The 19,857-nt window shown below is 67.8% G+C and carries 19 protein-coding genes; 12 read left to right on the forward strand and 7 right to left on the reverse strand.

All coding sequences use genetic code 11. From position 1 onward, the window contains the following. Nucleotides 1–6: 6 nt before the first annotated feature. Nucleotides 7–807, reverse strand: a complete 801-nt coding sequence (locus ACWGRX_RS01455; RefSeq protein WP_452116125.1) for an SDR family oxidoreductase — start codon at nucleotides 805–807, stop codon at nucleotides 7–9. Nucleotides 808–938: 131 nt separating this feature from the next. Between ACWGRX_RS01455 and ACWGRX_RS01460 the strand changes: the two genes are divergently transcribed. The 5 genes from ACWGRX_RS01460 to iolB are packed head-to-tail and all read left to right on the forward strand — an operon-like array spanning nucleotide 939 to nucleotide 7,300. Further along, nucleotides 939–1,787, forward strand: coding sequence for a MurR/RpiR family transcriptional regulator (locus ACWGRX_RS01460; protein WP_452116126.1), 849 nt, complete (start codon nucleotides 939–941; stop codon nucleotides 1,785–1,787). Beyond that, nucleotides 1,780–3,681, forward strand: coding sequence for a bifunctional 5-dehydro-2-deoxygluconokinase/5-dehydro-2-deoxyphosphogluconate aldolase (locus ACWGRX_RS01465; RefSeq protein ID WP_452116127.1), 1,902 nt, complete (start codon nucleotides 1,780–1,782; stop codon nucleotides 3,679–3,681). Before ACWGRX_RS01460 ends, ACWGRX_RS01465 begins: the two co-directional genes overlap by 8 nt. 11 nt (nucleotides 3,682–3,692) lie before the next feature. Next, entirely contained in the window at nucleotides 3,693–5,531 is a 1,839-nt protein-coding gene (gene iolD, locus ACWGRX_RS01470; protein ID WP_452116128.1) for a 3D-(3,5/4)-trihydroxycyclohexane-1,2-dione acylhydrolase (decyclizing), read from the forward strand. A gap of 52 nt (nucleotides 5,532–5,583) precedes the next feature. Next, nucleotides 5,584–6,483, forward strand: coding sequence for a myo-inosose-2 dehydratase (gene iolE, locus ACWGRX_RS01475; protein WP_452116129.1), 900 nt, complete (start codon nucleotides 5,584–5,586; stop codon nucleotides 6,481–6,483). A gap of 13 nt (nucleotides 6,484–6,496) precedes the next feature. Further along, the gene (gene iolB / locus ACWGRX_RS01480; protein ID WP_452116130.1) at nucleotides 6,497–7,300 is read left to right on the forward strand and encodes a 5-deoxy-glucuronate isomerase; all 804 of its coding nucleotides are present in this window, start codon (nucleotides 6,497–6,499) and stop codon (nucleotides 7,298–7,300) included. 96 nt (nucleotides 7,301–7,396) lie between these two features. On the opposite strand, the gene ACWGRX_RS01485 is transcribed toward iolB, so the two are convergent. From ACWGRX_RS01485 to ACWGRX_RS01510, 6 genes are all read right to left on the reverse strand, one after another. Beyond that, a complete protein-coding gene (locus tag ACWGRX_RS01485; protein WP_452116131.1) occupies nucleotides 7,397–7,849 on the reverse strand; it encodes a RidA family protein in 453 nt (150 codons plus the stop codon). Nucleotides 7,850–7,924: 75 nt separating this feature from the next. Further along, the gene (locus ACWGRX_RS01490; RefSeq protein WP_452116132.1) at nucleotides 7,925–9,571 is read right to left on the reverse strand and encodes a benzoate-CoA ligase family protein; all 1,647 of its coding nucleotides are present in this window, start codon (nucleotides 9,569–9,571) and stop codon (nucleotides 7,925–7,927) included. A 156-nt stretch (nucleotides 9,572–9,727) separates the two neighbouring features. Next, complete coding sequence (locus ACWGRX_RS01495) at nucleotides 9,728–10,918, reverse strand: acyl-CoA dehydrogenase family protein (RefSeq protein ID WP_452116133.1); 1,191 nt, start codon at nucleotides 10,916–10,918, stop codon at nucleotides 9,728–9,730. 1 nt (nucleotide 10,919) lies between these two features. Beyond that, a complete protein-coding gene (locus ACWGRX_RS01500) occupies nucleotides 10,920–11,753 on the reverse strand; it encodes an enoyl-CoA hydratase family protein (protein WP_452116134.1) in 834 nt (277 codons plus the stop codon). After that, nucleotides 11,750–12,295 (reverse strand): MarR family winged helix-turn-helix transcriptional regulator, encoded by a 546-nt coding sequence (locus ACWGRX_RS01505; RefSeq protein ID WP_452116135.1) that lies wholly within the window; start codon nucleotides 12,293–12,295, stop codon nucleotides 11,750–11,752. The genes ACWGRX_RS01500 and ACWGRX_RS01505 overlap by 4 nt, the downstream gene beginning before the upstream one ends. Before the next feature lie 2 nt (nucleotides 12,296–12,297). Continuing rightward, a complete protein-coding gene (locus ACWGRX_RS01510; RefSeq protein ID WP_452116136.1) occupies nucleotides 12,298–13,059 on the reverse strand; it encodes an SDR family NAD(P)-dependent oxidoreductase in 762 nt (253 codons plus the stop codon). 234 nt (nucleotides 13,060–13,293) lie between these two features. Here ACWGRX_RS01510 and ACWGRX_RS01515 point away from each other — a divergent pair, with 234 nt between their 5' ends. From ACWGRX_RS01515 to ACWGRX_RS01545, 7 genes are all read left to right on the forward strand, one after another. Continuing rightward, nucleotides 13,294–15,648, forward strand: coding sequence for a bifunctional salicylyl-CoA 5-hydroxylase/oxidoreductase (locus tag ACWGRX_RS01515; protein ID WP_452116137.1), 2,355 nt, complete (start codon nucleotides 13,294–13,296; stop codon nucleotides 15,646–15,648). A 70-nt stretch (nucleotides 15,649–15,718) separates the two neighbouring features. After that, the gene (locus tag ACWGRX_RS01520) at nucleotides 15,719–16,069 is read left to right on the forward strand and encodes a hypothetical protein (protein WP_452116138.1); all 351 of its coding nucleotides are present in this window, start codon (nucleotides 15,719–15,721) and stop codon (nucleotides 16,067–16,069) included. A gap of 136 nt (nucleotides 16,070–16,205) precedes the next feature. Next, on the forward strand, nucleotides 16,206–17,153 hold the full coding sequence (locus ACWGRX_RS01525) for a ring-cleaving dioxygenase (RefSeq protein ID WP_452116139.1): 948 nt from the start codon (nucleotides 16,206–16,208) through the stop codon (nucleotides 17,151–17,153). Between the two features lie 247 nt (nucleotides 17,154–17,400). After that, a complete protein-coding gene (locus tag ACWGRX_RS01530) occupies nucleotides 17,401–18,531 on the forward strand; it encodes a DUF2778 domain-containing protein (RefSeq protein ID WP_452116140.1) in 1,131 nt (376 codons plus the stop codon). Nucleotides 18,532–18,639: 108 nt separating this feature from the next. After that, a complete protein-coding gene (locus ACWGRX_RS01535; protein ID WP_291634699.1) occupies nucleotides 18,640–19,047 on the forward strand; it encodes a DUF6152 family protein in 408 nt (135 codons plus the stop codon). 8 nt (nucleotides 19,048–19,055) lie between these two features. Further along, complete coding sequence (locus ACWGRX_RS01540) at nucleotides 19,056–19,523, forward strand: DUF2214 domain-containing protein (RefSeq protein WP_452116141.1); 468 nt, start codon at nucleotides 19,056–19,058, stop codon at nucleotides 19,521–19,523. A 53-nt stretch (nucleotides 19,524–19,576) separates the two neighbouring features. Continuing rightward, nucleotides 19,577–19,807, forward strand: a complete 231-nt coding sequence (locus ACWGRX_RS01545; protein ID WP_452116142.1) for a hypothetical protein — start codon at nucleotides 19,577–19,579, stop codon at nucleotides 19,805–19,807. Nucleotides 19,808–19,857: the final 50 nt, after the last annotated feature.

The raw sequence follows: 19,857 nt of genomic DNA on the forward strand, positions 1-19,857 counted from the left end.
GGCGGCCTAGTCGTGCGCGCCGAGAATGGTCTGGTCGAAATCGATGTTGGCGCCGGTCATCAGCCCGGATTCGCCCGAAGCGAGATAGGCGACGGCCTTGGCGACCTCGCGCGGGTCGATCAGCCGCCCGAAGGGCTGGCCGCCGGCGGCCTTGTCGAGCCAGCCATCCTCGGCGCCATGGCGCAGGCGCATGATCGCATCCTCGCCCGGCGTCGCCATCCAGCCGATATTGAGGCCGTTGACGCGGATCTTGTCGGCGAGCAGCCCGTAGGCGGCATTTTTCGTCAGTGTCGCCAGCGCGCCCTTGGAGACGCTGTAGGCGGCGAGGAAGGGCTGGCCGCCATGGGCCGACATCGACTGGATGTTGACGATGCTGCCGGCGAGCTTCTCGCGCTGCATCAGCGTCGCCGCGTCCTGGATCAGGAAGAACGGCGCGGTCAGGTTGACCGCCATGATGCGCTCATAGAGCTCGGGCGAGGTGTCGAAGATCGTGCCGCGGTCGGTGTCGCCGGCGGCGTTGACCAGGATGTCGACCCGCCCGAAGGCCTTGTCGGCCGCCGGAACGATCGTCCTGACGCCGGTGAGGTCGGCGAGGTCGACGCTATGGAAGCGGGCATCGCAGCCGCCGGAGCGCAGGCTTCGGGCCACCGCTTCGCCGCGTTCGCGGTTGCGCCCGGTAACGATCAGGCCGGCGGCGCCGCGTTCGGCGAACTCGCGGGCGACGGCCTCTCCCAGGCCCTGGCTCGCACCGGTGACAATCGCGATCTTGCCGGCCAGACTGCGGCCGAAGCTCGGTGTTTCCGACAATTGACGCCTGCTCCCCGAGACCGCTTTCGGCACAGATTTTTTGTTCTGCTTGACTAGTGGAACAAATATTTCAATCTTCCCACCCGTAAGTCAAGGCTGCCGCAGAGCCGGCCGGACGCGAACGGGGCCCCATGTCCGCAGAGCTTCAGCAGGGAACGCCAAGGCCGGATTTCGAGGGCTTCGTCGCGCTGCTGCGCGAGCGTGCCCCGCTCCTGCCGCGGCGGCTGCGCCAGGTCGCCGACCATGCCCTGGCCCATCCCGACGATATGGCGTTGAACACCGCTTCGCAGATCGCGCAGAGGGCCGGCGTGCAGCCCTCGACGCTGGTCCGCTTCGCTCAGGCGCTCGGCTATTCCGGCTTCAGCGAATTGCAGCAGGTCTTCCGCACCAGGCTGCGCCAGCAATTGCCGGATCATCGCGAGCGCCTCGCGGCGCTCCGCAACGGGGGGGCCGCCGGAGCCGACATGGCTTCGGTTCTCCTCGACGGTTTCATCCATGCCAGCGAGGCCTCGCTGAAGCGGCTGCGCTCCGGTCTGCGCCCAGAGGACATCGAGACCGCGACGGACATGCTCGCCGCCGCGCGTACCATCGTGCTCGTCGGCGCGCGCCGCATGTTCCCGGTCGTCGCCTATCTCGCCTACGCCTTCGGCAAGGTCGGCATCCGCGCCGTGCTCGTCGACAACGTCGCCTCGCTGGGGGCCGAGCAGGCCGCGATGGCGCGTCCCGGCGATGTGATGATCGCGGTGAGTTGCGCGCCCTATACCCCGGCGACGATCGAGATGGCCGCCGCTGCAAAGGCTGCCGGCGTGCCGGTGATCGCCTTGACCGATAGCGCCCTCAGTCCGCTGGCGGCGCATTGCGATCTCTGCCTCGAAGTCAGCGAGGCCGATTATGGTGCCTTCCGCTCGATGGCTGCGACCTTCGCGCTCGCGATGACGCTCGCTGTCGGCACTGCCGAGAAAGTCCGCGACGATGTCTGACCCCGTGCTCGACCTGATCAGCATCGGCCGCTCCTCGGTCGACCTCTACGGCCAGCAGATCGGCGGCCGGCTCGAGGACATGGCGAGCTTCTCCAAGGCGGTCGGCGGCTGCCCGACCAATATCGCCATCGGCACGGCGAGACTCGGCCTGAAATCGGCGGTGATCACCCGCGTCGGCGACGAGCAGATGGGCCGCTTCATCCTGGAGCAATTGCAGCGCGAAGGCGTCGACACCGGGGGCGTCGTCGTCGATCCCAAGCGCCTGACCGCGCTGGTGATTCTCGGTGTGCGCGACGAGAAGACCTTCCCGCTGATCTTCTACCGTACCGACTGCGCCGATGCGGCGCTCGACGAGAGTGAGATCGACGAGGATTTCATCGCCTCGGCGAGGGCGGTGGTCGTCACCGGCACGCATTTCGCGATCCCGAATGCGGCGAAGGCGCAGAAGAAGGCGATCGCGCTTGCCCGCAAGCACGGCCGCAAGGTCGTTTTCGATGTCGACTACCGGCCCAATCTCTGGGGGCTCGCCGGCCATGCCGCGGGCGAGGAGCGCTATATCCGCTCGGACACCGTGACCCAGCATCTCCAGGCCATTCTGCCCGATTGCGACCTGATCGTCGGCACCGAGGAGGAATTGCACGCCGCCGGCGGCTCGGAGGACACGCTCGCCGCGATCCGCAATATCCGCGCGCTGAGCCGGGCGACCATCGTCTGCAAGCGCGGCCCGATGGGCTGCGTGGTTTTCCCTGGAGCCATCCCAGAATCAATCGAGGACGGCATCAAGGGCCCCGGCTTCCCGGTCGAGGTCTACAATGTGCTGGGAGCGGGCGACGCCTTCATGTCCGGTTTCCTGCGCGGCTGGCTCCGCGACGAGCCGTTCGAGACCTGCTGCAAATGGGCCAATGCCTGCGGCGCCTTCGCCGTCTCGCGCCTGCTCTGCTCGCCGGAGAGCCCGACCTTCGCCGAACTGCAGTTCTTCCTGCAGCATGGCTCGCCGCACCGGGCACTGCGCCATGACGTAGCGATCAACCATGTCCACTGGGCGACGACGCGCCGGCCACAGGCCGAAACGCTGATGGCGCTCGCCATCGATCACCGCGCCCAGGTCGAGGCGATGGCGGATGAGGCGGGAGTGCCGCGCGAGCGCATTCCCGCCTTCAAGCGGCTCGCCGTCGATGCAGCGGCGCGGGTCGCCAAGGGCGCGCCCGGCTTCGGCATGCTTCTCGATGGTCGCTATGGCCGCGAGGCGCTGTTCCGTGCCGGCGATCACGGCTTCTGGATCGCGCGGCCGCTTGAAGTGCCGGGCTCGCGGCCGCTGCGCCTCGAGACCGACGCCGACGGCTCGCTCGGGGCGACGCTGAACGAATGGCCAGTCGATCACATCGCCAAGGTGCTGGCCTTCTACCATCCCGACGATGATGCGGCGCTCAAGGCCGGGCAGGAGGCGACGCTGAAGCGTGCCGCTCTGGCCTGCCGGCAGGTCGGCCGCGAGCTCCTGGTCGAGATCATCTGCTCCAAGAACGGGCCGGTCGGCGACGACACCATGGCGAGTGTGATGCGCCGGCTCTACGAGATCGGCATCAAGCCGGACTGGTGGAAGCTCGAGGGCCAGCCGAGCGCCGCGGCCTGGGCCGCGGTCGATGCCGCGATTGCGCAGAACGATCCCTATTGCCGCGGCGTCGTGCTGCTCGGCCTCGATGCGCCGGCCGCCGAGCTGGAAGCCGCTTTCCGGCTGGCCAAGGGCGCGAGCACGGTGAAGGGTTTTGCCGTCGGCCGGACGATCTTCGGCGACGCGGCGCGCGGCTGGCTTGCCGGCAAGCTCGACGATGAGGCGGCGACCGCGATGATGGCCGAGCGCTTCGGCCAGTTGGTCGGCGCCTGGCAGCGCGGCTGAGGAGAACGGCAATGGCCACGATCAGGCTCACCATGGCGCAAGCGCTCGTCGCCGCGATGGCGGCGCAGAAGACACGCGTCGGCGGACGGACCCTGCCGCTCTTCGCCGGCGTCTGGGCGATCTTCGGCCATGGCAATGTCGCCGGGCTCGGCGAGGCGCTGCATGGCGCCCGCGACATCCTGCCGACATTGCGCGCCCATAACGAGCAGGCGATGGCGCACTCTGCGATCGCCTTCGCCAAGGCCTCGCGCCGGCGCCGGATGATGGCGGTGACGAGCTCGATCGGGCCGGGCGCGACCAATATGGTGACGGCGGCCGCGGTCGCACATGTCAACCGCCTGCCATTGCTGCTGCTGCCCGGCGACGTCTTCGCCGGACGCCGGCCCGACCCGGTACTGCAGCAGATCGAGGATTTCGGCGATGGCACTGTCTCCGCCAATGACTGTTTCCGCCCGGTCTCGCGCTATTTCGACAGGATTGCCCGGCCGGAGCAGCTGATCCCCGCCTTCGAGCGGGCGATGCAGGTGCTGACCGATCCGTCCGACTGCGGCCCGGTGACCTTGGCTCTCTGCCAGGATGTGCAGACGGAAGCCTTCGACTATCCGGAAAGCTTCTTCGCCGAGCGGATCTGGCAGCCGCGCCGGGCACGGCCCGACGAACTGGAGTTGGCGCAGGCTGTCGCGCTGCTGAAGGAGGCAAGGCGCCCGCTGGTCGTCGCCGGCGGCGGCGTGCTCTACAGTGAGGCCGAGGGCGAGGTCGCCCGCTTCTGCCTAGCGCACGGCGTTCCGAGTGCCGAGACGCAGGCCGGAAAGAGCGCTTTGCCGCATGATCACCCGCTCAATCTCGGCGCGATCGGCGTCACCGGCACCGGCGCCGCCAACGATGCCGCGAAGAGCGCAGATGTCGTGCTCGCGGTCGGCACGCGCCTGCAGGATTTCACCACGGGGTCGCGCGCGCTCTTCGCCGATCCGGACTGCCGGATCATCGGGCTGAACACCCAAGCCTTCGACGCCGGCAAGCATGGCGCGCAGCCGCTGGTCGCCGATGCCGGGGCGGGGCTCGCCGAGCTGGAGGAAGCGTTGGCGGGCTGGCGGGCACCGTCGGACTGGACGGAGCAGGCGCAGGCGTCGCGCGATACATGGCTCGCCACCGCTGCGCGCTACACGGCGGCCGGAAACCAGGCGCTGCCGAGCGATGCGCAGGTGATCGGCGCGGTACAGCGCCAGAGCCGGGCGAGCGACGTGGTGCTCTGCGCCGCTGGCGGTCTGCCTGGCGAATTGCACAAGCTCTGGCAGGCCGGCGCGCCGGGTGGCTACCACATGGAATACGGCTATTCCTGCATGGGCTACGAGATCGCTGGTGGCCTCGGGGCCAAGCTCGCCGACCCCGCCCGCGAGGTCTTCGTCATGGTCGGCGACGGCTCCTATCTGATGATGAACTCCGAGATCGCGACCTCGGTCATGCTCGGGATCAAGCTCACCATCATCGTGCTCGACAACCGGGGTTTTGGCTGCATCAACCGCCTGCAGAACGCGACCGGTGGCGCCTCGTTCAACAACCTGCTGCGCGATGCCCGCCATGAGGTGCTGCCGGAGGTCGATTTCGCCGCCCATGCCGGCGCGATGGGCGCGACCTCCCGCAAGGTCGCGAGCCTGGCTGAGCTGGAAACCGCACTCGCCGAGGCCCGCGGCCACGATCGCACCAGTGTGATCGTCATCGATACCGACCCGCTGATCTCGACCGATGCAGGCGGGCATTGGTGGGATGTCGCGGTGCCCGAGGTTTCGGTGCGCGATGAGGTCAAGGCGGCGCGCCAGCGCTATGAGCAGGCGCTCCAGACACGAGATTGATTGGCTTTCCTCAGGATGAGGGCTGAGGGCTTGATTTAGAAGGACGAAGGACATGCCCATCCGCATCGGCGCCAACCCCATCGGCTGGTCGAATGACGATCTCCAGGAGATCGGCGGCACGACCTCGCTGGAGACCTGCCTGGCCGAGGCCCGCGAGGCCGGCTTCGTCGGCATGGAGCTCGGCCACAAGTTTCCGCGCGAGCCCAAGGCGCTGAAAGCGGCGCTCGCGCCCTTCGACATGGCCTGCATCTCCGGCTGGTATTCGGCCGAATTGCTGAAGCGCGACGCGGACGAGGAGATGAAGCATCTGCGCCCGCATCTCGACCTGCTGAAGGCGATGGGCTCGAACGTGCTGGTCTTCGCCGAGACCTCGAATGCGATCCATGGCGACCGCAGCAAGCCCTTGTCGCAGCGCCCGGTGATGGCGCCGGGTGACTGGGCGCAGTTCGGCAGGCGGATCACCGACGTCGCCGAGCGCACGCTCGCCGAGGGTGTCCGGCTGGTCTACCACCATCATATGGGCACGATCGTCGAGAGCGAGGCCGATATCGACGCCTTCATGGCGGCGACCGGCGAGGCAGCGCATCTGCTGCTCGACACCGGCCATGCGACCTGGGGCGGAGCCGATCCGGTCAGGCTCGCCGGGCGCTATCGCGCCCGCATCAGCCATGTCCACGCCAAGGACGTCCGCAAGGCGGTGATGGAGCAGGCGAGGGCGGAAGACTGGAGCTTCCTCGATGCGATCCTCGGCAAGGGTACCGATCTCGGCGTCTACACCGTGCCGGGCGACGGCATGGTCGATTACCCGGCGGTGTTCAAGGCGCTGCCCGGCTATTCCGGCTGGGTCGTCGTCGAGGCCGAGCAGGACCCTGAAAAAGCCCATCCCCTGACCTATGCCAAGAAGGGCGTCGCCCATCTCGAAGCGAGCCTGAAGGAGGCCGGGCTCGTTTGAGCCCGGGATCGCCATGTCGAAATTGCTGGTCAAACCGCAGGCCGCCGATGCCGATGGCTGCGTCCATGCGATCACCCCGGAAACCGCTGGCTGGGGCCATGTCGGCTTTGCCGTCCACCGCCTCGCCGACGGTCAGACCCTGTCGCGCGAGACCGGCGAGCGCGAGCATTGCCTCGTCCTGCTCTCGGGCAAGCTCGCAGCCCGGGCCGACGGCCAGGATTTCGGTGTCATCGGTGGCCGCACCTCGCCCTTCGAGCCCGATCCCTGGTCGCTTTATGTCCCGGCCGGCTCGGCCTGGAGCGTGGCTGCGCGGGGACCGTGCGAGTTTGCGATCTGCTCGGCGCCTGGTATCGCGAACGTTCGGCCCGCAAGGGTCATCGCGCCGTCCGATGTCGGCTGCCTGACCCGTGGTGAGGGCAGCAATGTCCGCCATGTCCGCAACATCCTCCCCGAAACCGAGGCCGCCGATGGGCTCCTCGTGGTCGAGGTGATCACGCCGGCCGGAAACTGGTCGAGTTATCCGCCGCACAAGCATGACCAGGACCGGCTGCCTGACGAGTCGCAGCTGGAGGAGACCTATTACCACCGGCTGAATCCGCCGCAGGGTTTCGGCTTCCAGCGCGTCTACACCGACGATCGCTCGCTCGACGAGACCATGAGCTTCGAGAATGGCGATGTCGTGCTCGTGCCGAGGGGCTACCACCCCGTCGGCGCGCCGCATGGCTATGATCTCTATTACCTCAATGTGATGGCAGGGCCGAAGCGGATCTGGAAATTCGCCAACGATCCGGCGCATGACTGGCTGATGCCGCGCTGAGCGCACGGCGCGCTCACGCATGCCGGTCGATCCGGGAACGGCGCGGCTGCGCCGTTCGCACGCCGTGATCAGCTTGGAGAGGCCGGCTGAGCCCCCTCAGTCCGCCAGCACCGCCGTCGCCTCGATCTCGACCATCGCCTCGGGCTCGACCAGGGCCGAGACGGCGACGACCGCCATGGCCGGGAAATGCCGGCCGAGATGGGCGCGGTAGACCGGGCCGAGCTCGGCTAGGCAGCCACGATAGGCCTCGATGTCGGTGACGTACCAGGTCAGGCGCATGATGTCGCTGACCTCGCCGCCGCCGGCTTCGACGACCGCCCTGATATTGGCGAGCGTCTGGCCGACCTGGCCGAGGAAATCCTTGGCGAAGACGCCGTTCTCATCCCAGCCGACGAGGCCGCCCGTGGTCAGGACTTTCCCCTGGGCGATCATGCCGTTGGCGTAGCCGCGTGGGTGCGGCCAGCCATCCGGCAGGACGGGACGGGGCTTGCGCGTGGCGAGGTCGGAGGGCGGCAAGCCGCTGGTCATGGCGTGGTCCTGTCTGGTCATGGCGTCATCGCGGCTGGAGCTAAACACCGGAACGGCGGATGAAGCGACGGCAAAGGCTCTCATAATCAAGGCGCGCTACGAAGCGGCGGCGGCTTCGGCCCGCGCCATCTCGCGCAGCGCGAAACGCTGCAGCTTTCCGGTGGAGGTCTTCGGCAGGCTGGTCACGAAGGCGATGGCGCGCGGGTATTTGTAGGGCGCGATCATCGCCTTGACGTGGTCCTGCAGTGCTTTGGCCAGTGCCGCGTCGGCGGTGAAGCCGGGCCGCAGCAGGACATAGGCTTTGACGATCTGGCCGCGATCCGGGCAGGGCGCACCGACGACGCCGCATTCGGCCACCGCCTCATGCGCGATCAGGCAGGCCTCGACCTCGGGACCGGCGATGTTGTAGCCGGCCGAGACGATCATGTCGTCCGAGCGGGCCTGGTACCAAAAATAGCCGTCGGCATCGCGCAGATAGGTGTCGCCGGTGATGTTCCAGTCATTCTCGACATAGCGGGCCTGGCGGCTGTCGGCGAGATAGCGGCAACCGGTCGGCCCGCGCACGGCGAGGCGCCCAGGCGTGCCGTCCGGCACCTCCTTGCCCTCCTCGTCGACGATCCTGGCCTCGTAGCCCGGCACCGGCAACCCGGTCGCGCCAGGCCTGATCCTGTCGCGGGGCGCCCCGATGAAGATGTGCAGCATTTCGGTCGCGCCGATACCGTCCATCAGCGGCAGCCCGGTCTTGGCCTGCCAGGCCTCGAAGGTCGCCTTCGGCAGCGTCTCGCCGGCGGAGACGCAGACGCGCAGCGAGGAGAGGTCGCGCGCTCCGGCCTGGGCGAGCATGGCGCGATAGGCGGTCGGCGCGGTGAAGCAGACACTGGCGCGGTGTTGCTGGATCGCGGCCGCAAGATCGGCCGGCGCGGTCTTCTCCGGCAGGACGATGGCCGCGCCGATGCGCAGCGGAAACAGCACGATGCCGCCGAGGCCGAAGGTGAAGGCGAGCGGCGGCGAGCCGATGAAGCGGTCATCGGGCGAGGCCTGCAGCACCCGCGCGCCATAGCTGTCGCAAATCGCCAGCAGGTCGCGCTGGAAATGCATGGTGCCCTTGGGCTCACCGGTCGTGCCCGAGGTGAAGGCGATCAGGCAGACATCGTCCTGCGCCGTGTCGGCGGCGACGAATTCACCGTAGCCGGGCTTGGCCATCAGGGCTTCGAGCTCGCCGTCGCCCCATGACACGATGGTCGAGAGTTCAGGCGCAAGCAACTGTGCTGATTTAAGATCGTCGATTACGCGATGGTCACACAGTGCCAGCGCGATCCTGGCCTTGCGGATCGGATAGGCGAGCTCGCCGGCGCGCAGCATTGGCATGGTCGCGACGGCGACGCCGCCAGCCTTGAGCACCGCGAGATAGGTGGCGACCATCATCGGCGTGTTGGCGGCGCGCAATAGCACGCGATGACCGGGAACGAGGCCGAGATCGCGGGTGAGCGCATTGGCGATGCGGTTCACGGTCTCGGCGAGCTGCGCGTAGCTCCAGCTCTCGCTTGGCCCGATCACCGCCACGCGGTCGCCGCCCCCCTCCAGGACATGCCGGTCGACGAATTCGCTGACGACATTGAGCCGCTCGGGGTAGCTCAGCCCGGCGGCTGCGAGGTCGAGACGCGGCCAGCTCTCGCGCGGCGGCAGGTTGTCCCGCGCAAAGCTGTCCACATGTCCCGACCGCAAGAGATCTGCGGTACCCATCTCGTTCCCCTGGCGTTGTTTGTCTTGTCCGCAGCCCTCATCTTGAGGAGCGCCCCCCAGGAGCACGTCTCGTATGATGCTCCGGTTGGTTCCGGAGTCTCCCCGATCATCCTCCGGGACGCCGCTTTCGCGACTCCTCAGGATGAGGGCTGGCGCCTAAGTCTTGCCGTTGTTTGGTCCGTCGACGTTCTTCAGCAGGTCGCGCGCGATCACGACCTTCTGCACCTCGCTCGCGCCCTCATAGATCCGCAGCGCCCTGATCTCGCGGTAGAGTTCCTCGACCTTGACGCCGCGCGTGACGCCGAGCCCGCCATGGATCTGCACGGCGCGGTCGATGACGCGCTGGGCGTTCTCGGTGGCGACGAGCTTGGCGAGCGCTGCCTCGCGGGTGACACGGGCTGCACCGCGATCCTTGGTCCAGGCGGCGCGGTAGACCAGCAGCGCCGCCGCATCGACCTCCGCGGCGCTGTCGGCGATGGCGGCCTGGGAAAGCTGGAGATCGCCGAGCGTGCCGCCGAAGAGCTTGCGGCTACCGGCGTGGCTCACGGTCTCGTGCAGGGCACGCCGGGCGAAGCCGAGAGCCGCTGCGCCGACCGTCGAGCGGAAGATGTCGAGCGTTGCCATCGCGACCTTGAAGCCGTCGCCCGGCCCGCCGATACGGTTGTCCAGCGGGATGCGGCAGGCGTCGAAGCGCAAGGTCGCCAGCGGATGCGGCGCGATCACGTCGATGCGCTCGGCGATCGAGAGGCCTGGCGTATCGGCCTCGACCAGATAGGCCGAGAGGCCGCGGGCTCCCGGCGCCTCGCCGGAGCGGGCGAAGACAACATAATGGTCGGCGATGCCGCCATTCGAGATCCAGGTCTTCTCGCCATCGATGCGGATATGTGCGTTGCCGTCCGGGGTCGCTGTCGTCGCCATCGCGGCAACGTCGGAACCGGCCTTCTTCTCCGAGAGGGCAAAGGCGGCGATGCGCTTGCCATCGCGCACGCCGGGCAGGATGCGCAGTCGCATCACATCGCTGCCGGCGATCGAGATCGAGCCGGTGCCGAGGCCCTGCATGGCGAAGGCGAAGTCGGCGAGCCCGTCACGCGCGGCGAGAATTTCGCGGGCGAGGCAGAGCGTGCGGACATCGAGCGCGGCATGCAGGCCGCCATGGGCGGCCGGCACCGCGGCGCGCAGGAAGCCGGCCTCGCCCAGCGCCTTGACGCGGGCGCGGCAGGCGGCGTCGACATCGTCATGCGGCAGGCCGGGCAGGGTGGTGTCGGCCCAGGCCGCGAGCTTTTCGGCGAAGTCGCGGTGGTGCGCTTCGAAGAATGGCCAGTCCAGCGTATCCCCGAGCGAGACCATGTCAGTTGCCCTCGAAGACCGGCTTCTGCTTGGCGGCGAAGGCGTGGTAGGCGCGGGCGAAATCTTCGGTCTGCATGCACAATGCCTGCGCCACCGCTTCCGCCTCGATCGCGGACTCGACCGACATCGCCCATTCCATTTCCAGCATTCGCTTGGTCATGGCGTTGGCGAAAGTCGGGCCGTCGGCGAGCTCGGCGGCGAGCGCCTGCGCTTCCGCCAGAACGTTCTCGCGGGCGAGAAGCCGGTTGAGGAAGCCCCAGCGCTCGGCCTCGTCGCCACGCAGGACGCGGCCAGTGTAGAGCAGCTCGGCGGCGCGTCCCTGGCCGATGATGCGCGGCAGCATCGCGCAGGCGCCCATGTCGCAACCGGCGAGGCCGACGCGGTTGAACAGGAACGCGATCTTGGTCTCGGCCGTGCCGAGGCGCAGATCGGAGGCCATGGCGATGATCGCGCCGGCGCCGGCGCAGATGCCGTCGATCGCGGCGATGACCGGCTGCGGGCAGGCGCGCATCGTCTTGACCAGCTCGCCGGTCATGCGCGTGAACTTCAAGAGGTCCTTGGTCTCCATCGCGACCAGCGGCCCGATGATCTCGAAGACGTCGCCGCCCGAGGAGAAATTGCCGCCGGCGCCGGTAACGACGATGGCCTTGATCGCCTCCTCCTTCTGCGCCGCCAGGAAGAAGTCGGCGAGCTCGCGATAGCTCTCGAAGGTGAGGGGGTTCTTCTTCTCCGGCCGGTTCAGCGTCACGGTCGCGACCTTGCCGACGATCGAAAGCTGGAAATGCTGTGGCTTGAAGCTGGCGAGCGGCAGGGTGACGGGGTTGGCGCTGGTCATGTCTGGTCTCCCGCCGAATCCGGCGTGCCGCTCTGTCGGCGGGTGATGGCGTTGTGCAGCGAGGCCTTGGTGCGGCCGAGCAGGTGGAAGAGCTGCGCCGTCTCGGCCGGCTCCAGCCCGGCGAAGAGCTCGGCGATCCAGTCCTCGTGCCGCTCCGCCATCGCCTTGAAGGCGCGGCGGCCCTGGGCGGTCAGTGTCAGAACCTGCACGCGCCGGTCCTGGGCGGCCGGGCGCTTGTCGACCAGCCCATCGGCGAGGAGGCCGGCGACGACCGCGGTGACATTGCCGTTCGAGACCATCAGGCGCTGCGAGACCTCGCCGACCGTCATTCCGGTGGTCGATTTTTCGAGCTGGGCCATCAGGTCGAAGCGCGGCAGCGTCGTCTTGAACTCCTCGCGCAGCCTCGTGCGGATCTCGCTCTCGATCAGGGTCGAGCAAGTCAAAAGCCGCAGCCAGAGGCGCAGCTCGTCCTTGTGGTCTCCGGGGCGCTCGCTCGCCTTGGTCTCGCGGTCGAGCATCAGGGCGCTGACGGGAATTTCCATGGTCAGAACTCCCCGCCATTGATCAGGAGGGACTGGCCGGTGATGCCGCGGCTTTCGGGCCGGCAGAGATTGAGCACGCTCGCCGCGACTTCCTCGGGGGTGATCAGCCGGCCCTGCGGATTGTCCTTCACCAGCTGCGCCAGGGCATCCTGCGCCGTCGCGCCAGTCTTGCCGGTGATCGCGGCGATGCTGCCGGCGACCATGTCCGTATCGGTATAGCCGGGGCAGACCGCATTGACGGTGATGCCGCTGCGGGCGGTCTCCAAAGCGAGCGAGCGGACCAACCCGATCACGGCATGCTTCGCCGCGACATAGGCGGAGACATAAGGGTAGCCGCGATGGCCGGCGGTCGAGGCGATCGCGATCAGCCGGCCGGAGCCGCGCTCCAGCATCGCGGGCAGGGCCGGGCGGAAGCTGTTGACCGTGCCGACGAGGTTGATCTCGACCATGCGTCGGAACAGGGCGGCGTCACTCTTGCGGAAGGGCGCGGTCTCGACTGCGCCGGCATTGGCCACGACGATGTCGAAAGGCTGCTCGGCCGAGAGCTCCGCCAGGGTCCGGGCCATGGCGCCCTCGTCGCTGACGTCGACGCTCGCGGCTCGGTCGGCCTCGCCAGCGTCCAGAACCTGCTGCAGCATGGACCCGTTGCGACCGATGATCGAGACCCGGGCGCCGGCAAGGTGAAGGGCCGAGGCGATCGCGCGGCCGATGCCGCGTCCACCGCCGCTCACCAGGGCATGCTGTCCAGCCAGAGCTGATGCCATGAAGCTGCCACTCCCGTCTTGCGGATCAATATATTTTAGGTCTGAAGCATTTTGCAAGGGACCGTTCCGATGTCGGTGCGGCTGCGGTCAAAAATGAGAAATTATGCTGTTTGTCAGTATCTTATGTCGTTATAGGAGTGGCTTTACGTGCTGGAGGTCTTGACCTTCCGTATCTCTGTTGAAAGAAAATTATTTCAGACCTAAAATATCTGCGTCAGCTTGCGGAGAGACGTCATGCGCATTGCGGTGGTGGGCGGCGGACCGGCGGGGCTCTATTATGCGCTTCTGATGAAGCGCGACTGGCCGGCGCTCGACGTCACCGTGTTCGAACGCAACCACCATGACGACACGTTCGGCTTCGGCGTCGTCTTCTCCGACCAGACGCTTGACCTGTTCAAGGTGGCCGACCTGCCGAGCTATGAGGCGATCGTCTCGCGCTTCGCCTATTGGGACGACATCTCGATCCATTTCAAAGGCACGCAGCAGCGGATCTCCGGCAACGGCTTCTGCGGCTGCTCGCGCCGCACCCTGCTGATGCTGCTGCAGGAGCGGGCCCGTGAGGTCGGCGTCGCGCTGCGCTTCACCGAGGAGATCGTCGACATTGCCGCGCTGAAGCATGACTATGACCTCGTCGTCGGTGCGGACGGCATCAACAGCCGTATCCGGGAAGGCGACCGGGACCGTTTCGCGCCCGAGGTCGATCTGCGGCCGAACCGCTTCGTCTGGATGGGCTCGACCCGGCCCTTCGACGCCTTCACCTTCTTCTTCAAGGAGACGCAGCACGGCGTCTTCATCGCCCATTGCTATCAGTACGAGGTGGGGCAATCGACCTGGGTGCTGGAGACCGATCCGGAGACTTTTGCCCGGGCCGGGCTCGAGGGCATGGACGAGGCGCAATCGGCCGCCTTCCTCGAGACGGTTTTCGCCGAGGAGCTCCAGGGGCATCGGCTGATCACCAATCGCTCGCTCTGGCGCCAGTTCCCGATGATCCGCTGCCGGAACTGGGTGGTCGACAATGTCGTCCTGCTCGGCGATGCCAAGGCGACCGCGCATTTCTCGATCGGCTCCGGCACCAAGCTCGCCATGGAGGATGCGATCGCGCTGCATGGCGCCTTCCTTCGAGCCGGACTCGATGTCCGGGCCGCGCTCGCTTCCTTCGAGTCGGCTCGGCGCGAGGAGGTCGAGAAGACGCAGCACGCGGCCGATGTCTCGCTGGTCTGGTTCGAGCAGCTCGAGCGCTTCTGGGATTTCGAGCCGCTGCGCTTCGCCTTCGGGCTGATGACCCGCTCCAAGGCGATCACCTATGACAATCTCGCCCTGCGGGCTCCGGAGTTCGTCGCAGCCGTCGACAGGCTCGTCGCAGAGGATCTCGGCGCGGACCAGGCGGTGCGGCGGGACGGTTCGCCGGTGCCGCCGGCCTTCCAGCCTTTCCGGATGCGCGAGATGCGGGTCGCGAACCGCTTCACCGTCTCGCCGATGTGCCAGTATTCGGCGCAGGAGGGCATGCCGGGCGACTGGCACCTGATGCATTACGGCGCCCGCGCCATCGGTGGGGCGGGGCTGGTCTTCACCGAGATGACCTGCGTCTCGGCCGATGCCCGGATCACCCCCGGCTGCGCGGGGCTCTACAGCGACGAGCAGGAAGCGGCCTGGAAGCGGATCGTCGACTTCGTGCATGCCAATTCGGCGGCGAAGCTCTGCCTCCAGCTCGGCCATGCCGGACGCAAGGGCGCGAGCAAGCTGATGTGGGACGGCATGGACCGCCCGCTCGATGAGGGGGGCTGGCCGATCATCTCGGCGTCGCCGCTGCCCTATTATCCCGAGAGCCAGGTCCCGCGTGAGATGACGCGCGTCGAAATGGACCGGGTACTGGCGGACTTCGTGCTGGCGGCAGAGCGCGGTCTGCGCGCCGGCTTCGACATGCTGGAGCTGCATTGCGCCCATGGCTACCTGCTCGCCAGCTTCCTCTCGCCGCTGACCAACCGGCGCAACGACGCCTATGGCGGTTCGCTCGAAAACCGGATGCGCTATCCGCTCGAAGTCTTTGCCGCACTTCGCAAAACCTGGCCGTCTGGCAAGCCGATATCGGTCCGCATCTCGGCGACCGACTGGCAGGAGGGCGGCATCAACGCCGAGGATGCGGTAGCGATCTCGGAGGCGTTCGCAGCGGCCGGCTGCGATCTCGTCGACGTCTCGACCGGGCAGACCACGCCCAAGGCAAGGCCGCATTACGGGCGGATGTTCCAGACGCCGTTCTCCGATCGGATCCGCAACGAGGCCGGCGTCGCGACGATGTGCGTCGGGGCGATCACCTCGGCCGATCAGGCCAACACCATCGTCGCGGCCGGGCGGGCCGATCTCGTGGCGCTCGGGCGGCCGCATCTGGCCGACCCATCCTTCGTGCTGCGCGCCGCGGCCTGGTATGGGGCGGATGTCGCTCAGCCCGTGCAGTACCAGCCCGGCAAGGACCAGCTGATGCGCAACACGCCGCGCGAGCGCGAGGAGCTGCGCGAACTCAAGCTCAAAGCCAAGCCGAGCCGCCATGGCGAGGGGGCGGTTGCGACGCAGCAGGCCAGGGCCGCGGAATAGCGCGGGAACCTCGCGGCCTGCCGGCGGGTTGTCGTCCAAACCTCTTTTTTGGACGATGCGAGGCAACGCCATGGCACGAAGCCGCACAGGAACGCCCCTATTTGCACTGCTGATCAGCGTAGCGCTCGGCGCAGGCCAGGGCTTCGCCCAGACCGCGACGCCGCCCCAGCCTTCGCCGGAGCCGAGCCCGCCTACGCAGCCGGGCGTCGGGCCGCAGACGACGCATCCGGCGCAGGTCGACAAGGGCCAGAACATGATCCTGCCCTCCGCCGGACAGGCGGGGCAGTCGGCAGCGCCGACCATGGTGTATGATTGCGAGAAGAAGCCGCAGGACTGCACGACACCGGCGACGCCCGCCGATCAGGCCGGCAAGCCTGCCCTGTCGCCGCCTCCGGCCGGCACCTCGCCTGCGAAGCCTTAAGGTTCATTGCATTCTTGCAATGTATGATTGTCGTGGGTTTGGCTTTGTGGCGTGAAGGCAATGCCTATCTTGGTGGCGACCGATGCAACAGCGTGCGTCGCCGAAAGGTGGCGGCGCCAGGAAAGGGGCTCACGCCATGCAACTCACAGGCATCCACCACGTCACCGCGATCACCGCGCAGGCTGCGCAGAACCACCGCTTCTATGTCGAGACGCTCGGCCTGCGGCTGGTGAAGAAGACCGTGAACCAGGACGACACCTCGGCCTATCACCTGTTCTATGCTGATGGCGCCGGCTCGCCCGGCACTGATCTGACCTTCTTCGACTGGCCGACGGCGCCGGCGCGGCGCGGCACGCATTCGATCGTCCGCACAGCCCTGCGCGTCGCGAACGAAGCCTCGCTCGAATGGTGGCGGCAGCGGCTGTCGGCGGCTGGCGTCACCGTCTCGGACATCGTCGGAATCAATGGCCGTGCGGCACTCGATTTCGAGGATCCGGAGGGCCAGCGCCTGACACTCGTCGTCGACGGCGGCGCGATTCCGTTCGCGGTCTGGGAGAAGAGCCCGGTTCCGGCCGAGCACCAGATCCGCGGGCTGGGGCCGGTGACGATCTCTGTGCCGCAGATCGAGCGCACCGAGCTCGTCCTGACCAAGCTGCTCGGGCTGGAGCGGACCTCGAACTACCAGCATGCGGCGCATGCCTCGGGGGACATCCATGTCTTCAGGATCGGCGAGGGCGGCCCGGCGGCCGAGCTGCACGTCGCGGTCGAACCTGGACTGCCGCAGGCTCGCGAAGGGGCGGGCGGCGTGCATCATCTCGCGCTGCGGACGCCGAGCTTCGGCGAATACGATGCCTGGGCCGAGCGACTGCGCGAATCCGGTTATCCCAATAGCGGGCCGGTCGATCGCTTCTACTTCCGGTCGCTCTATCTGCGCGAGCCGAATGGCATCCTGATCGAGATCGCCAGCGACGGGCCGGGCTTCGCCACCGACGAGCCGGCCGAGACCATGGGCGAAGCCCTGTCGCTGCCGCCTTTCCTGGAGGCGAAGCGAGCGGCGATCGAGGCCGGGCTGAAGCCGCTCTAGCACTGTCCTGAACCGGCCGGGGCATCTGCCGCGAGGCAGGTGCCCCGGCGCATTTTTGCAGCGGGGTGTCGCGTCAAATTTCTTCGCCGCGATTCATCCAGGATTAACCAAGCGCGCGCTCAATGGACCCACGAGGTTGGGCGCTCCCACAACCAGGCACCGGCCGGGAAAGCCTGTTCGCTTAGCGCGGGCGGGCGATGGTCGGCGTCGGTTCAGTACGGCGTCCAGGTGTCCCGAGGCGTTGCGTATGCGTATTTCGAACAGGCCGTCCGGCTATGCCTATAGCCTCGGGCGCAAGCGTGGCCATGGGCCCATCATGCGCCTCGCCATCCTGGTCGGGCTCGGCGGCGCGGCCGCGGCCGGCTTCTCGGCCTGGTCGGGCAAGTCGGTCGAGACCGGCGACGCCGGAAGCCCGCCCGCCCAGATGGCGCGGGCGGTGCCGGCCAAGCTCGCCGCCCCTGTGAGTGCCACCTCCACGCCATTGCTCAGGCCCGGCTATGTCGCCGGCTATGTCGCGCGGCCGTTCGCCGAGACCAGGCCGCTCGCCGGAGTCTTCCAGTCGACCAAGGCGGCGGCAAAGCTCGTAGTGCTTGACCCGGAGACCACCGGGTCGATCGCGCCGTCTGCGCCGTCCAGCCCGGCGGTCGCGTCGGTTCTCCAGCCTGCACCGTCAGCAATCGAGCCGCAGCAGCAGATCGCGCTGATCAGCCCCTTGCCGGTGCCCCGCCCGTCCGATCTCAGGCTGCCTTCCGTGCCCGAACCGCGCGCCACGACTCGCGCTGCCTCGCGCCGGAGCAAGGACGTCGCCGCCGCGGCCGAGCCGCCGGTCGACAATCGCTCCTTCCTTGAGAAGATCTTCGGCGCACGCACGCCGAGCACGGGGACGCAGCTCGCCTATGCGGCGCCGCAGGACGACATCACGGGGCGTCGCGGCAGTGGCCTGACGGTGGCGCCCGAGCCGGTGCCGTCTCCGATGGCTTCGCCGATGAGTGTCGGCCCCAAGACTGCGGTCTATGATATCAGCGCCCGCACGGTCTATCTGCCGAATGGTGAGCGCCTCGTGGCGAATTCCGGCCTCGGCGAGAAGATGAACGATCTGCGCTATGTCCATGTCCGGATGCACGGGCCGACGCCGCCGCATGTCTACACGCTGACCGAGCGCGAGGCCCTGTTCCATGGCGTGCGGGCGATCCGGATGCATCCGGTCGGCGGCGCCGGCAAGATCTTCGGCCGCACCGGACTTCTGGTGCACAGCTACCTGCTCGGTCCGCGCGGCGATTCCAATGGCTGCGTCTCGGTCAAGGACTATGACCGCTTCCTGCAGGCCTTTCTGCGCGGCGAGATCACGCGGCTCGTCGTGGTCGCCGGTCGGGGCTGATCCGGCCGCTGATCGGATCGTGATTTGCGGTCGCGCGGGGCGCCATGGGCTTGGCGATGCCGGGGGCTATAGTCCCGGCATCTGCCAGAGCGCACAGGGAGCCGATCCATGACCCATCGCAGCTTTCGCTTTTCGCTTTTCCGCCGGAACCTTGTTTCATGGTCGCTCGCGGCGGGCGTTCTCGCTGCCGCGCCGGTGCTCGCTCATCACGGCTGGTCCTGGGCCGCGGGCGAGCAGATGGAGCTGAAGGGCACGATCCGCAGCATCTCCATGGCTCCGCCGCATCCGATGCTGATGGTCACCGCGGCCGACGGCAAGGTCTGGCAGGTCGACCTCGGCAATCCCAGCCAGACCGAGCGCTCGGGCTTCACCGGCACGACCGCCAAGGTGGGCGATGCGGTGACCGCGATCGGCAACCGGCATCTCGACAAGAGCAAGGCCCATATGAAAGCGGTACGGATCGTGCTGGCCGGCAAGAACTACGACATGTATCCGGAGCGGATCCGCACGAACTGACGCCGCCCATGGACATCTTGACCGGTCTTGCGGCCTGGCCGGGGGCCATGCTGATCCGGCAGTCCGGCACCGCCTATCTCCTCGTCAACGCCGCCCACATCCTCGGGATCGGACTACTGGTCGGCGCGATCCTGCCGCTCGACCTGCGGCTGCTCGGTTTCTTTCGCGCCGTGCCGCTGGCGGTGATCGCGGCCTTTCTGACGCGCGCCGCCGCCTTCGGGCTGGCGCTGGCGCTGTCGACGGGGTTTTGGCTGTTCACCGTCAAGCCGGACGAGTACCTCGCCAATGAGGCCTTCCTCTGGAAGCTTGGCTTGCTGGCGTTTGCCATCGCCAATATCGGGCTGCAGCATGCCGGCGGCTACCGCAGGGCGCTCGCGAACGGCACGGTGACGGGGGCGATGCGCTTCCGGGCGGCGGTCTCGGCGACGCTCTGGCTGGCGACGCTGCTGGCCGGGCGCTGGATCGGATTTCTGTAGGAGGCGGGATGACGAGGTTGCAGGCCGGGGCAGGAGGGCTCCCGATTGCGGGCATGTTCGCTCTGCTGCTCGTCTCGGCGATGCCGGCGAATGCCGAGGTGCGCTTCGGCAACAATGTCCGCATCGGCGGGCACGACGCTTCCAACCAGCGCTTCGACCGCCGGAATCGCGGCGTCTATCACCTCTACCGGGGCAAGCCGCGCAACCCGGGCTGCAGCTGGCGCTCGGACGGCCGCGGCGGGCGGGTCAAGATCTGCCATCTGCAACGCATCGAGCGGCGCTGACCGGGCAGTGTTGCGCAAGACTCATCGCCGAACTGGCGGGCTTTGGTGTT

The sequence above is a fragment of the Allobosea sp. NPDC055594 genome (assembly GCF_053618995.1).

What these genes read in the sequence shown, in the direction of transcription:
- ACWGRX_RS01460 (WP_452116126.1), top strand. Translation starts at nt 939, where the DNA reads ATGTCCGCAGAGCTTCAGCAGGGAACGCCAAGGCCGGATTTCGAGGGC.
- ACWGRX_RS01465 (WP_452116127.1), top strand. Translation starts at nt 1,780, where the DNA reads ATGTCTGACCCCGTGCTCGACCTGATCAGCATCGGCCGCTCCTCGGTC.
- iolD (WP_452116128.1), top strand. Translation starts at nt 3,693, where the DNA reads ATGGCCACGATCAGGCTCACCATGGCGCAAGCGCTCGTCGCCGCGATG.
- iolE (WP_452116129.1), top strand. Translation starts at nt 5,584, where the DNA reads ATGCCCATCCGCATCGGCGCCAACCCCATCGGCTGGTCGAATGACGAT.
- iolB (WP_452116130.1), top strand. Translation starts at nt 6,497, where the DNA reads ATGTCGAAATTGCTGGTCAAACCGCAGGCCGCCGATGCCGATGGCTGC.
- ACWGRX_RS01485 (WP_452116131.1), bottom strand. Translation starts at nt 7,849, where the DNA reads ATGACCAGACAGGACCACGCCATGACCAGCGGCTTGCCGCCCTCCGAC.
- ACWGRX_RS01490 (WP_452116132.1), bottom strand. Translation starts at nt 9,571, where the DNA reads ATGGGTACCGCAGATCTCTTGCGGTCGGGACATGTGGACAGCTTTGCG.
- ACWGRX_RS01495 (WP_452116133.1), bottom strand. Translation starts at nt 10,918, where the DNA reads ATGGTCTCGCTCGGGGATACGCTGGACTGGCCATTCTTCGAAGCGCAC.
- ACWGRX_RS01500 (WP_452116134.1), bottom strand. Translation starts at nt 11,753, where the DNA reads ATGACCAGCGCCAACCCCGTCACCCTGCCGCTCGCCAGCTTCAAGCCA.
- ACWGRX_RS01505 (WP_452116135.1), bottom strand. Translation starts at nt 12,295, where the DNA reads ATGGAAATTCCCGTCAGCGCCCTGATGCTCGACCGCGAGACCAAGGCG.
- ACWGRX_RS01510 (WP_452116136.1), bottom strand. Translation starts at nt 13,059, where the DNA reads ATGGCATCAGCTCTGGCTGGACAGCATGCCCTGGTGAGCGGCGGTGGA.
- ACWGRX_RS01515 (WP_452116137.1), top strand. Translation starts at nt 13,294, where the DNA reads ATGCGCATTGCGGTGGTGGGCGGCGGACCGGCGGGGCTCTATTATGCG.
- ACWGRX_RS01520 (WP_452116138.1), top strand. Translation starts at nt 15,719, where the DNA reads ATGGCACGAAGCCGCACAGGAACGCCCCTATTTGCACTGCTGATCAGC.
- ACWGRX_RS01525 (WP_452116139.1), top strand. Translation starts at nt 16,206, where the DNA reads ATGCAACTCACAGGCATCCACCACGTCACCGCGATCACCGCGCAGGCT.
- ACWGRX_RS01530 (WP_452116140.1), top strand. Translation starts at nt 17,401, where the DNA reads ATGCGTATTTCGAACAGGCCGTCCGGCTATGCCTATAGCCTCGGGCGC.
- ACWGRX_RS01535 (WP_291634699.1), top strand. Translation starts at nt 18,640, where the DNA reads ATGACCCATCGCAGCTTTCGCTTTTCGCTTTTCCGCCGGAACCTTGTT.
- ACWGRX_RS01540 (WP_452116141.1), top strand. Translation starts at nt 19,056, where the DNA reads ATGGACATCTTGACCGGTCTTGCGGCCTGGCCGGGGGCCATGCTGATC.
- ACWGRX_RS01545 (WP_452116142.1), top strand. Translation starts at nt 19,577, where the DNA reads ATGTTCGCTCTGCTGCTCGTCTCGGCGATGCCGGCGAATGCCGAGGTG.